We start from the raw sequence: 11,533 nt of genomic DNA on the forward strand, positions 1-11,533 counted from the left end.
CCCAGTTTCAGTTCATACAGAACCTGCAAATTGGCACTGAGCGCGCCGTCGCCAGGGCTTCCGAAGGCTTGAGCCCGTGTGGCTGAGGTTTACGGGTGCCTGCGTCGGCGCCTGGAGAATCTCATGCAACACACTTCCGATTTCGTCGTTTCCCCGCTCGACCTGCGTCAGGCTGCCCAGGCGCGTCGTGATTGCCTGCTTCATCCTGAAGGCTACCCCGAAGGCACTGCCGGTTACCTGATGACCAGCGAATATTCGTGTCTCGATGCCGGCCTCACTGCCAGCCAGGCGATCGACATGCTGCGCCGCGAGGCCGCAGATGCAGAAACCATCTATCAGTCCTATGTGCTCGACGAGAAACGCAACCTGCTGGGTACACTTTCCCTGCGCGAGCTGATCCTTGCCGCGCCTGAACAACCGATCGAGCAGTTCATGGTGCGTAAGGTCATCTGCGTCTGTACCTCGACCCGCCAGGAAGAAGTGGCGCGGTTGATCCGCGAGCACGACCTGCTGGCGGTGCCGGTGCTGGATGAGGCCGGCCGTTTGGTAGGCCTGGTGACCTGCGATGACGCACTCGATGTGGTCGTCGAAGAGGCTACCGAGGACTTCCACAAGGGCGCATCCATCACCAACCACGTGGGCAATCTCAGGGACGCCACTGTCAGTCTGCTGTACCGCAAGCGGGTGTTGTGGCTGGTGCTGCTGGTGTTTGGCAATCTGTTTTCAGGGGCGGGGATCGCGGCATTCGAGGAAACCATTGCCGCGCATATCGTCCTGGTGTTTTTCCTGCCGCTTTTGGTGGACAGCGGTGGCAACGCGGGTGCGCAGTCGGCGACACTGATGGTACGTGGCCTGGCAACGGGCGAGGTGGTGATGCGCGACTGGTTGCGCATGCTGGCACGTGAATGCGCTGTGGCGCTGGCGCTGGGCGGCACTATGGCGGTGGCGGTGGCATCGCTGGGGGCGCTGCGCGGTGGGGCGGATGTCGCCTTGATCGTTGCCAGCAGCATGCTGGTGATCGTCCTGCTTGGCAGCCTGATTGGCATGAGCCTGCCCTTCATGTTCACCAGGCTCAAGCTCGATCCGGCCACTGCCAGCGGGCCGCTGGTGACTTCTATCGCCGATGCGGCAGGTGTGCTGGTGTATTTCGGTATTGCTTCTTACGTGCTGGACATCTGAGGCATCCAATGGGCCGCAGCGCGGCCCCTTGGACGTGTATCAGCTGTTGGGCAGCAACCGGCAGGTAATGCTCTTGATATAGCGGGTTTCAGCGATGGCCGGGTGAACCGGGTGGTCCGGGCCCTGGCCGCCGCGTTCGAGCAGTTGCAGGTTGCGGTCCAGGTGGCGGGCGCTGGTCAGCAGGATGTTGTTCAGGTCGTCCTCGGGCAGGTGCATCGAGCACGAAGCACTGACCAGGATGCCGTCCTTGGTCAGCATGCGCATGGCCTGTTCGTTGAGGCGGCGGTAGGCGGCTTCGCCGTTTTTCAGGTCTTTCTTGCGCTTGATGAACGCGGGTGGGTCGGCAATGATCACGTCGAAGCGCTCCTCAGCGGCTTTCAGCTCGCGCAGAGCCTCGAACACGTCGCCTTCGATGCAGGTCAGTTTTTCGCTGATGCCATTGAGCGCGGCATTACGTTCAACGCCATCCAGGGCAAAGCCTGAGGCATCCACACAGAACACTTCGCTGGCGCCGAATGCGCCGGCCTGCACGCCCCAGCCACCAATGTAGCTGAACAGGTCGAGCACACGCTTGCCTTTGACGTAGGGCGCCAGACGCGCGCGGTTCATGCGGTGGTCATAGAACCAGCCGGTCTTCTGGCCTTCGCGTACCGGCGCTTCGAACTTCACGCCGTTTTCTTCCAGTGGCACCCAGTCCGGCACTTCGCCGTAGACGGTTTCGACGTAACGCTGCAAGCCTTCGGCGTCGCGGGCGGCGGAATCGTTCTTGAACAGGATGCCGCTGGGCTTGAGGACCTGGACGAGGGCGGCGATCACGTCGTCCTTGTGCAGTTCCATGGTGGCGGAGGCCAGCTGTACCACGAGAATGTCGAAGAAGCGGTCGACCACCAGGCCCGGCAGCAGGTCGGAATCACCATAGACCAGGCGGTAGCACGGCTGGTCGAACAGGCGCTGGCGCAGGGACAGCGCAACGTTGAGGCGGTGTACCAGCAGCGACTTGTCCAGCGGCAGCTTGGCATCGCGCGACAGCAGGCGGGCGCAGATCAGGTTGTTCGGGCTCAGCGCCACGATACCCAGCGGCTTGCCGTTGGCGGCCTCGAGGATCGCCTGTTGGCCGGCCTGAAAGCCCTGCAGCGGCGTCGCGGTGACATCGACTTCGTTGCTGTAGACCCACAGGTGGCCGGCGCGCAGGCGGCGGTCGGCATTGGCTTTGAGGCGAAGGCTGGGCAGGGACATGACGTCGCTCCGGGAAAAAAGAGCGGGAGTATAACCGGTTGGCCCTTGATTCGGTGCAGGGTACGACAAACTGCCCTGCCTGTTCGCGGGCACAAGCGCTACAAGTCGAGCGACCTACAGGGTTAGAATCCCCCGTCCTCAACGAGTATGTACGTATGTCCCAAGAACTCAGCGCCGAACAGATCCAGCAAGCCTTGCAAGGCATTACCATCCCGCCGCAACCGCAGATCATGGTCGACCTGCAGTTCGAGCAGTACATGCCCGACCCGGACCTGGAAACCATCGCCAAGCTGATTTCCCAGGACCCTGGCCTGTCCGGTGCCTTGCTCAAGCTGGTCAACTCGCCGCACTTCGGGCTGTCCAACAAGATCGGTTCGATCCAGCGTGCGGTAAACCTGCTGGGTAGCCGTTCGATCATCAACCTGATCAACGCCCAGTCGATCAAGGGCGAAATGAGCGACGAGACCATCGTTACCCTCAACCGCTTCTGGGACACTGCCCAGGATGTTGCCATGACCTGCCTGACACTGGCCAAGCGTACCGGCATCCAGGCGGCGGACGAGGCCTACACCCTCGGGCTGTTCCATGATTGCGGCGTCCCGCTGATGCTCAAGCGTTTCCCCAACTATATGGATGTACTGGAAGAGGCCTACGCCAAGGCTGATGCGCAAACACGGGTGGTCGACACCGAGAACCGTGCATTCAACACCAATCATTCGGTGGTCGGCTATTTCACCGCCAAGTCCTGGCGCCTGCCGGAGCACATCAGCGCGGCCATCGCCAACCATCACAATGCCCTGGCCGTGTTCCGCGAGGAGTCGCCGCGCAACACCCAGAGCCAGCTGAAGAACCTGCTGGCGGTGCTGAAGATGGCCGAACACATCTGCGCGTCCTGCCGGGTGTTGGGCAACCAGCATGTCGACCATGAGTGGAATGCGGTCGGCCCGCTGGTACTGGACTACATCGGTTTGTCGGAGTACGACTTCGAGAACCTCAAACAGACCATTCGCGAGCTGGGCGGGCACTGATTCATGCCGGAATTACCCGAAGTAGAGACCACGCGGCGTGGTATCGCGCCGCACCTGGAAGGCCAGCGGGTCAGCCGCGTGGTGGTGAGAGACCGGCGCTTGCGCTGGCCAATCCCGGAGGACCTGGACGTGCGTTTGTCCGGGCAGCGTATTCTCAGCGTCGAGCGGCGCGCCAAATACCTGCTGATCAATGCCGAGGTCGGCACCTTGATCAGCCATCTGGGCATGTCGGGCAACCTGCGTCTGGTGCAGCTGGGGCTACCGGCGGCCAAGCATGAGCACGTCGATATCGAACTGGAGTCGGGGCTGATGCTGCGCTACACCGACCCACGTCGTTTCGGTGCCATGCTCTGGAGCCTTGATCCGCTCAATCACGAGCTGCTCCTGCGTCTGGGCCCAGAGCCGTTGACCGACCTGTTCGACGGCGAGCGCCTGTTTCAGCTGTCGCGTGGGCGGACGATGGCCGTCAAGCCTTTCATCATGGATAACGCGGTGGTGGTGGGCGTGGGCAATATCTACGCGACCGAGGCGCTGTTTGCCGCCGGTATCGACCCACGCCGTGAGGCGGGCGGAATCTCCCGTACCCGTTACCTGAAACTGGCCATCGAGATCAAGCGCGTGCTGGCGGCAGCCATCGAGCAAGGGGGCACGACCTTGCGCGATTTCATTGGCGGCGACGGACAGCCGGGTTATTTCCAGCAGGAACTATTCGTGTACGGCCGGGGCGGGATGCCTTGCAAGCTGTGCGGCACTACCTTGCGTGAGGCCAAGCTTGGGCAGCGGGCCAGCGTTTACTGCCCGCGTTGCCAGCGTTGAATGGTATGGCCCAATCGCCGGCTTGCCGGCGATTGGGCCATACGGAGCGGCGCATCGATCAAGCCTTGCCGGTAATCCGGCGGTACTTGGCCATCAGCTGTTCTTCGGTTTCCGGGTGCGCTTCATCCAGCGGGATGCAGTCGACCGGGCAGACCTGCTGGCACTGCGGCTCGTCGTAGTGACCCACGCACTGGGTGCACAGGTTCGGATCGATCACGTAGATCTCTTCGCCTTGGGAGATGGCCTCGTTCGGGCACTCGGGTTCGCAGACGTCGCAGTTGATGCAATCGTCGGTGATAATCAGGGACATGGGGACTCCGGCCGGGGCTCACCGCCCGGGCATGTTCAACGCAATGGGCACAATTGTGCCGCATTCGCGCCCGCAGTGCACGCGGGCGCGATAATCAGCGCTCAGGCTTATTTCTTGAAGCGTTCAGTCAAAGCCTCGGCCACCACCGGGTGCACGAACTTGGTGATGTCGCCTCCCAGTGCAGCGATTTCCCGGACCAGGGTCGAGGAAATGAACGAATAGCGCTCCGAAGGCGTGAGGAACAGGCTTTCGACCTCTGGCGCCAGTTGCCGATTCATGTTCGCCAGCTGGAATTCGTATTCGAAGTCGGACACTGCCCGCAGCCCACGCAAGAAGACGTTGGCGCCCTGTTCCTTGGCAAAATGCGCAAGCAGGGTGGAAAAGCCGATGACTTCGACATTGGGCAGGTGCTTGGTCACCTCACGGGCCAGCGCTACCCGTTGTTCCAGCGGGAACAGCGGGTTCTTCTTCGGGCTGGCTGCCACTGCGATGATCACGTGGTCGAACAGCCGCGAGGCGCGCTCGACCAGGTCGCCATGGCCCTTGGTAATAGGGTCGAAAGTACCCGGGTACAACACTCGGTTCATCGCGTCATCCTGGCTGGAGTGCGTTGGGGAGTCGGATGGTAGCGCAGCGATTGCGCGCGGCCAAGTCATGCGGCCGGCTGATGGCACTATAGACAGCAGGGGCATTTGTTGTCATGCACTCTGTGCCAGGCGGGAGAGCAGGGCGTCGGTGAGCTTCGCGCTGATGGCGTAGACCGACAGTTGCGGGTTTGCACCGATGCTGGTCGGGAACAGCGAGCCGTCGTGAATCGACAGGTTTTCCAGCTGATGGTGACGGCCCAGGCTGTCGCACACCGCGTGACGTGGGTCTTCGCCCATTGCGCAGCCGCCCATCACGTGGGCGCTGCCCAGGCGCGTATGGAACGGCTCCAGCTGCAAGCCGTCGATCATGCGTTGGGCCTGCGCCAGGCTTGTAGCCGCGCAGGCACTGCTGTGCGCGGGTGTAACCTGTGTGGCGCCCGCCGCGAACTGAATCTGGGCCATGCTGTGAAAGGCCCGGCGCAGGCCGTCTCGCAAGTAGTCGGTGACCTGGTAATCGAGCACCGGTGAGCCATCGCCACGCAGTTCCACCGTGCCGCCCGGGCTTTCTGGGTGGAAACCGTCGCGCAACAGCGCAAGCATGACGTGGGTGTGCGGCAGCTCGGCCATGCGCAGGGCATTTTCGACACCATCGCCACCGAGCAAGGTGCTGGCCAGCGCCGGGTGCAGGGGCGGTACTTCAAGTTTGTAGCCGACCGCGCCATCGACGCCGTCCTGCCATTGAAAGTGGTCACTGTAGATGGACTGCGGAGCGCCGTAGTAAGGGTCGATGCGTGCTTCGAAGCGTGCCGCGCTGAAGTTGACCAGGTGCAGGAAAGTCCGCTTGCCCAGGCACTGGTGGGGGTCAGGAGCCTTGGAGCGCAGCAGCAGGGCGGGGCTGTTGATGCCACCGCCTGCGAGGATGTAGTGGCGTGCGCGCACAGTGATGCTGCGCCCGTTGGTGTGTATTCCTCGTGCGTCCAGCCCTTGGCAGCGCAGATGCTCGATGCGCTCGCCGTCATGCTCAAAGCGTTCGGCCCGGGCCAGGTACAGCAGCTCGCCGCCCTTGTCGAGCATGGCTGGAATGCGCGTCACCAGCATCGATTGTTTGGCGTTGACCGGGCAACCCATGCCGCAATAGCCAAGGTTCCAGCACCCCCGGACATTGCGCGCAATTACGGCCCATCGGTAGCCGAGCTGTTCACACCCACGGCGCAGTACGTCGTTGTTGGCGTTTGGTGGCACCGCCCAGGGGGTAATCCCGAGGTCTTGCTCGATGCGTTCGAACCAGGGGCGTAGTGCGTCTTTGTCCAGCCCTTTTACGTTGTGGGCCGTGGCCCAGTGGGCCAAGGTCGGCGCGGGCGTGCGAAAGCTGGAGGTCCAGTTGACCAGCGTGGTGCCGCCTACCGCACGGCCCTGCAGAATGGTAATGGCGCCGTCCTTGCTCATCCTGCCCAGGCCTTCCTGGTAGAGACTGGCGTAGGCCTCATTCTCTAGCAGGTGGAAGTCACTGCTGGTTTTGAGGGGGCCTTCCTCGATCAGCAGTACCTTGAGGCCTGCGGCACTGAGCATCTGCGCGCTGGTGGCGCCGCCGGCACCGCTGCCTATCACGGCAATGTCGGCTTGCAGGCTGAGGTCCTGCTCCAGGCGTGAGCCATCATGGGTAATCCAGCCGCGTTCGAGGCCTTGGCGAAACGGGTCGATGACAGGCATTGAAGATGCTCTTGTTGTTGGTCAGATTTTCGGCGGCCCGGGGTAACCACAGGCTGCCCAGCTTTCCGGGCGTTCGTACCAGGCCATCGTCAGCAGTTGCACGATCGACGAGTGCCCCATGCGCAGCAGGTTCAGCGAACTGTCCTGCCAGCGTTGCAGAAAAGCGGTTATCTGCGGTTCACCGGCCTGTTCCCAGGCGCCCCAGACCCCGGTCAGCGGCCCACGGGTCAGCGGCAGGCTGAGCACATCGAACAACTGCCGGGTGAGCTTGAGCATTTGCGGGGACAGTGCCGCCAGTTTGTCGTCGAGAGTGGGCAGCACCAGTACTGCGCTTGCCGAAGTACCGGCAAGCACCACCGGGATCAGTGCCCGCAGCAATGGCAGGTCGTCTTCGCGCAATACGTGGTACCCGGATGCAGGCGCCTGAGGGCTGCAACCGACCAGGCTGGCACTGGCCAGGAACACACTGGCCCCCAGGCTGAAACGCATGAATTCGCGCCGCTGCATGGCCCGGACCTCAGCGGATGAACAGTTTGTAGACCAGGCGCTGCAACGCCTTGCCATATGGCGGGTAGATCAGGCGTGCGGCGTTCAGGCGCTGCTTGGCCAGCACTGCCTTGGCCTTGCTGAAGGTCAGGAAGCCGTCATGGCCGTGGTAGTGGCCCATGCCCGAAGGGCCGATGCCGCCGAACGGCAGATCGTCCTGAGCGACATGCAGCAGTGTGTCGTTGAGGCATACACCGCCGGAGTGGCTGTGCTGCAGTACATGTTCCTGCTCGGCACGGTCGTAGCCGAAGTAGTACAGCGCCAGTGGGCGTGGCCGTTCGTTGATGTAGTCAAGGGCATCGTCGATGCTGTCATAGGGTATTACCGGCAGCAGCGGGCCAAAGATTTCGTCCTGCATCACCTGCATGCTGTCATTGACCTCCAGCAGCAACTGCGGCGGCAGGCGCCTGCCCTGGCGGGGCTCGTCCGGGTACAGGTCGATGATCTGCGCGCCCTTGCTGCTGGCGTCGTCCGCCAGGTGTTGCAGGCGCTGCAGTTGCCTCGGATTGATGATGGCGCTGTAGTCTGGGTTGTCGGCGATGCGTGGGTAAAACCGGTGGACCGCCCTGCGGTAGGCATCGCTGAAGGCGATCAGGCGTTCGCGTGGTACCAGGACGTAATCTGGGGCGACGCAGGTCTGGCCGGCGTTGAGGGTCTTGCCGAACGCGATACGCTCGGCGGCGCTATCCAGCGGCACGCTGGACGAAACGATGGCCGGCGACTTACCGCCGAGTTCCAGTGTGACCGGGGTCAGGTTTTGCGCTGCGGCCAGCATGACCTGGCGCCCGACGCTTGTGGCGCCGGTGAACAGCAGGTGATCGAAGGGTAGCCGGGCAAATGCCTGGCCGACTTCCACCTCGCCCAGCACCACGCTGACCAAGTCGTGCGGGAATACCTGCTCAAGCAAGGTTTTCAGCGCCAGGGCGCTGGCAGGTGTGGCCTCACTGAGCTTGAGCATCACCCGGTTGCCGGCGGCCAGGGCGCAGGTCAGCGGGCCAATGGCGAGAAACAGGGGGTAGTTCCACGGCACGATGATGCCCACTACGCCCAGCGGCTGATATAGCACGCGGGCGATGGCCGGCTGGAAGGCCAGGCCTACGGTTCGCCTTGCAGGTCGCATCCAGCGCTTGAGGTGGCGCTCGGCATGGCGAATACCTTGTACCGAAGGCAGCAGTTCGGCCAATAGGGTTTCGTCGGCGCTGCGGCCGGAGAAATCCGTATCGATGGCTTCTATCAGTCGTTGCTGATCCGCCAGCAAGGCCTCGCGCAGGCTTTTCAGCCATTGCCGGCGTTGGGCCAGGGGCGGCATGGGGTTGCCCGCAAATGCTTTGCGCTGGGTGGCGAACGTGGCCGCCAGGTCGATGTCGGACTGCAAGGGAGGCACGGCGATAGGTGAAGTCACGGCGGCTCTCATCGGGGCTAGAGAATCTCTAGAGCCTATACTCTAATCGGGACGATGGTACGAATATTTTCGCGCCACCGCACGGTGCATCCGGGCCCTGTTACCCCGTAATATGAACCCTTACCGTAAGCCTGCAGACTGGGAGCTGAGCATGGCCCCGCGCATGAAGACCCGAGAGCGCATCGTGCAGAACAGCCTTGAACTGTTCAACCAGCAAGGCGAGCGTAGCGTGAGTACCAACCACATTGCTGCGCACATGGAAATCTCGCCCGGCAACCTCTACTACCACTTCCCTAACAAGCAGGCGATCATCGCCCTGTTGTTCAGCCAGTATGAAGAGTTGGTGGACAGCTTCCTGCGCCCGCCGCAGGGGCGCGCCGCTACCGTCGAAGACAAGCGCTTCTACCTCAAGGCGTTGCTCGCAGCGATGTGGAACTACCGGTTCCTGCATCGTGACCTTGAGCACCTGCTCGACAGCGACCCTGAGCTGGCCGCCCGTTACCGGCGCTTTTCCGAACGTTGCCTGCGCCAGGGCCAGGCGATCTACCGGGGCTTTGTTGAGGCCGGCATTCTGGTCATGGCACCTGCGCAGATCGAATCGCTGACCATCAACGCCTGGATCGTGCTTACCTCTTGGGTCCGCTTTCTCAGCACCACGCGGGAGCATTCCGCTCACCTGGGTGAAGAAGCCTTCAAGCGTGGTGTCTATCAGGTACTGGTGCTGGAGCTCGGCTTCGTCACCGCCAGCGCCCGCAGTGCTGTGGACGCCCTGTGTCAGGAGTTTCATGTTCCGTTCAACCAGGCCCTGGAACGTTAGCCCAGAGCCTTCGTGCCATCGATCAGGAGATTGTCATGCCCCTTGCGCAATTGATCACCCCGCAGCAACTGGCTGAGCGCCTGGGCTCGCCCAAGTTGGTGATCCTCGATTGTCGGTTTGCCTTGGAAGACGTGGATTACGGCCAACGCAGCTATGCCGAGGGGCATATCGCCGGGGCTCACTTCGCCGACCTGGAGCGCGATCTGAGTGGGCCGGTAAGCAAGGGCAAGACCGGCCGCCATCCCTTGCCTGATCCGCAGCGGCTGGTCGAGCGCTTGCGTGAGTGGGGGCTGGACAATGACAGCGAGGTGGTGCTGTACGACGATGGGCCTGGTGCCTTTGCCGCTCGTGCCTGGTGGCTGCTGGCCTGGTTGGGTAACCGCACAGGTGTGGCCATGCTCGACGGAGGCCTCAAAGCCTGGCACACCGCAGGCCAGCCATTGAGCCTGGACGCGCCAGCACGCTATGAGGGTACGTTCAACGGCGAGCCGGATACGAAGCTGCTGATTGACGCAGAGCACTTGGTCACTGAGCTTGCAAGCCCCGAGCTGACATTGATCGATGCGCGTGCGTTGCCGCGTTTTCGTGGGGATGTGGAGCCGATCGATCCGGTGGCCGGGCATATTCCTGGCGCTCAGTGCGCAGCCTTCACCGACAACCTGGGCGAAGATGGGCGTTTCCTCGCGCCAGAGCAGCTCAGGCAGCGCTTTGCCGAGAAGCTGGCGGGGCGTTCGCCGGAACACTTGGTGGCGTATTGCGGTTCGGGAGTGACGGCTTGCCATAACCTGTTTGCCCTGGCATTGGCGGGGTATCCGCTGGGCAGGCTGTATGCCGGGTCGTGGAGTGAGTGGATCAATGAGCCAACCCGTCAGGTTGCCACGGGCGACTGATCCGCTGGTTTATCGCCCATCCACCAGCCACTGCGGAATCCGCCGCTCAAGGTAATACCCCGGATTTCGCAGGCTGCCTTCGACGAACCCCACATGCCCACCCCGCTCGTGCAGCTCGAACTGAGTCTGCGGTGTCAGCTCGCTCGCCGTGGGCTGGCTGTGGCGGGATACGAACGGATCATCGTTTGCGTGGATGATCAGCGTCGGCGTGCGGTTTTCCCCGAGATAGTAGCGGCTCGATGAGCGACGGTAGTAGTCGTGTACATCGTCAAAGCCGTTGAGTGGCGCGGTCACTTTGCCGTCAAAATCCCAGAAGGTACGGAGCTTGCGCAATGACCCGAGCCGGTCGAGTGCGGCAAGGCCTTCATGACGGCCCTGTGCGCGGAAGTGCCGTTGTTTGACCTGCACATAGGCCATCATTTCGCGCATGAAATGTGCCTGATAGACCTTCGAAAAGCCTTGGCCGATGCGGTCGGCGCACTGATCCAGGCGAAACGGTACGGAAACCGCCACGGCCGCCTGCAACTGGCTGGCGCTGCCACTTTCACCCAGGTACTTCAGCAGCACATTGCCGCCCAGCGAATAGCCGACGGCATACAAGGGGGCCAGCGGGCGTTGGGCGCGCAGGTGGGCGACAACCTCGGCCAGGTCCCCGCTGGCCCCGGAATGGTAACTGCGTGCCAGCAGGTTCGGCTCCCCCGAGCAGCCACGCCAGTTCAGCGCAACGCTGGCCCAGCCGCGGGCATTGAGCGCCTGCTGCAAGCCTTTGACATAAGGCGAATGGGACGAACCGGTCAGGCCGTGCAGCACCAGCACCAGCGGTGTATCTGGCTGGTGAGGCCCGTGCCAGTCGAGGTCCATGAAGTCGCCATCGGCCAGCCACAGGCGCTCGCGCTTGCGTTCAAGCGCAGGCAGCTTGCGCCATAGCGGGCCCCAAAGGGTTTGCAGGTGAGGGTTGGACAACCCGGTGGCCGGGCGAAAGGTGGCGGGAAGACTGGGCATGCTGGGCGAC

The 11,533-nt window shown here is 62.7% G+C and carries 12 protein-coding genes; 5 read left to right on the top strand and 7 right to left on the bottom strand.

Annotated elements, in window-relative coordinates; genetic code table 11:
• The first annotated feature begins 123 nt into the window (after positions 1-123).
• The gene (gene mgtE / locus JET17_RS01690) at positions 124-1,179 is read left to right on the top strand and encodes a magnesium transporter (RefSeq protein ID WP_012312283.1); all 1,056 of its coding nucleotides are present in this window, start codon (positions 124-126) and stop codon (positions 1,177-1,179) included.
• A 39-nt stretch (positions 1,180-1,218) separates the two neighbouring features.
• Here mgtE and JET17_RS01695 read toward each other — a convergent pair whose 3' ends face one another.
• Positions 1,219-2,415, bottom strand: coding sequence for a class I SAM-dependent rRNA methyltransferase (locus JET17_RS01695; protein WP_012312284.1), 1,197 nt, complete (start codon positions 2,413-2,415; stop codon positions 1,219-1,221).
• A gap of 209 nt (positions 2,416-2,624) precedes the next feature.
• On the opposite strand from JET17_RS01695, the gene JET17_RS01700 reads away from it, so the two are divergent.
• Complete coding sequence (locus JET17_RS01700; protein ID WP_174141113.1) at positions 2,625-3,443, top strand: HDOD domain-containing protein; 819 nt, start codon at positions 2,625-2,627, stop codon at positions 3,441-3,443.
• Between the two features lie 3 nt (positions 3,444-3,446).
• Positions 3,447-4,259, top strand: coding sequence for a bifunctional DNA-formamidopyrimidine glycosylase/DNA-(apurinic or apyrimidinic site) lyase (gene mutM, locus JET17_RS01705; RefSeq protein WP_012312286.1), 813 nt, complete (start codon positions 3,447-3,449; stop codon positions 4,257-4,259).
• A gap of 58 nt (positions 4,260-4,317) precedes the next feature.
• Here the strand turns inward: mutM and JET17_RS01710 are convergent, their stop codons facing one another.
• From JET17_RS01710 to JET17_RS01730, 5 genes are all read right to left on the bottom strand, one after another.
• The gene (locus JET17_RS01710; protein ID WP_009683359.1) at positions 4,318-4,569 is read right to left on the bottom strand and encodes a YfhL family 4Fe-4S dicluster ferredoxin; all 252 of its coding nucleotides are present in this window, start codon (positions 4,567-4,569) and stop codon (positions 4,318-4,320) included.
• Between the two features lie 107 nt (positions 4,570-4,676).
• Positions 4,677-5,156 carry a pantetheine-phosphate adenylyltransferase gene (gene coaD, locus JET17_RS01715; protein ID WP_012312287.1) on the bottom strand — a complete coding sequence of 160 codons (480 nt, stop codon included), beginning with the start codon at positions 5,154-5,156 and terminating at the stop codon, positions 4,677-4,679.
• Positions 5,157-5,267: 111 nt separating this feature from the next.
• The gene (locus JET17_RS01720) at positions 5,268-6,866 is read right to left on the bottom strand and encodes a GMC family oxidoreductase (RefSeq protein ID WP_012312288.1); all 1,599 of its coding nucleotides are present in this window, start codon (positions 6,864-6,866) and stop codon (positions 5,268-5,270) included.
• 21 nt (positions 6,867-6,887) lie between these two features.
• Positions 6,888-7,373: a hypothetical protein gene (locus JET17_RS01725; protein ID WP_012312289.1), complete on the bottom strand. Its 486-nt coding sequence runs from the start codon at positions 7,371-7,373 to the stop codon at positions 6,888-6,890.
• 10 nt (positions 7,374-7,383) lie between these two features.
• The gene (locus JET17_RS01730; protein WP_042111078.1) at positions 7,384-8,814 is read right to left on the bottom strand and encodes a coniferyl aldehyde dehydrogenase; all 1,431 of its coding nucleotides are present in this window, start codon (positions 8,812-8,814) and stop codon (positions 7,384-7,386) included.
• Positions 8,815-8,965: 151 nt separating this feature from the next.
• Between JET17_RS01730 and JET17_RS01735 the strand changes: the two genes are divergently transcribed.
• Together JET17_RS01735 and JET17_RS01740 are read left to right on the top strand one after the other, a co-directional pair.
• Entirely contained in the window at positions 8,966-9,631 is a 666-nt protein-coding gene (locus JET17_RS01735; RefSeq protein ID WP_012312291.1) for a TetR/AcrR family transcriptional regulator, read from the top strand.
• Between the two features lie 35 nt (positions 9,632-9,666).
• A complete protein-coding gene (locus JET17_RS01740; RefSeq protein WP_012312292.1) occupies positions 9,667-10,521 on the top strand; it encodes a sulfurtransferase in 855 nt (284 codons plus the stop codon).
• Between the two features lie 9 nt (positions 10,522-10,530).
• Here JET17_RS01740 and JET17_RS01745 read toward each other — a convergent pair whose 3' ends face one another.
• Positions 10,531-11,523, bottom strand: a complete 993-nt coding sequence (locus tag JET17_RS01745) for a hydrolase (protein WP_012312293.1) — start codon at positions 11,521-11,523, stop codon at positions 10,531-10,533.
• Positions 11,524-11,533 lie beyond the last annotated feature (10 nt).

It is taken from the genome of Pseudomonas putida (assembly GCF_016406145.1).
Taxonomy (GTDB): Bacteria; Pseudomonadota; Gammaproteobacteria; order Pseudomonadales; family Pseudomonadaceae; genus Aquipseudomonas; species Aquipseudomonas putida_E.

Excerpts from the sequence above, each read along its gene's own strand:
- mgtE (WP_012312283.1), top strand. The coding sequence starts at position 124 with ATGCAACACACTTCCGATTTCGTCGTTTCCCCGCTCGACCTGCGTCAG.
- JET17_RS01695 (WP_012312284.1), bottom strand. The coding sequence starts at position 2,415 with ATGTCCCTGCCCAGCCTTCGCCTCAAAGCCAATGCCGACCGCCGCCTG.
- mutM (WP_012312286.1), top strand. The coding sequence starts at position 3,447 with ATGCCGGAATTACCCGAAGTAGAGACCACGCGGCGTGGTATCGCGCCG.
- JET17_RS01710 (WP_009683359.1), bottom strand. The coding sequence starts at position 4,569 with ATGTCCCTGATTATCACCGACGATTGCATCAACTGCGACGTCTGCGAA.
- coaD (WP_012312287.1), bottom strand. The coding sequence starts at position 5,156 with ATGAACCGAGTGTTGTACCCGGGTACTTTCGACCCTATTACCAAGGGC.
- JET17_RS01720 (WP_012312288.1), bottom strand. The coding sequence starts at position 6,866 with ATGCCTGTCATCGACCCGTTTCGCCAAGGCCTCGAACGCGGCTGGATT.
- JET17_RS01725 (WP_012312289.1), bottom strand. The coding sequence starts at position 7,373 with ATGCAGCGGCGCGAATTCATGCGTTTCAGCCTGGGGGCCAGTGTGTTC.
- JET17_RS01735 (WP_012312291.1), top strand. The coding sequence starts at position 8,966 with ATGGCCCCGCGCATGAAGACCCGAGAGCGCATCGTGCAGAACAGCCTT.
- JET17_RS01740 (WP_012312292.1), top strand. The coding sequence starts at position 9,667 with ATGCCCCTTGCGCAATTGATCACCCCGCAGCAACTGGCTGAGCGCCTG.
- JET17_RS01745 (WP_012312293.1), bottom strand. The coding sequence starts at position 11,523 with ATGCCCAGTCTTCCCGCCACCTTTCGCCCGGCCACCGGGTTGTCCAAC.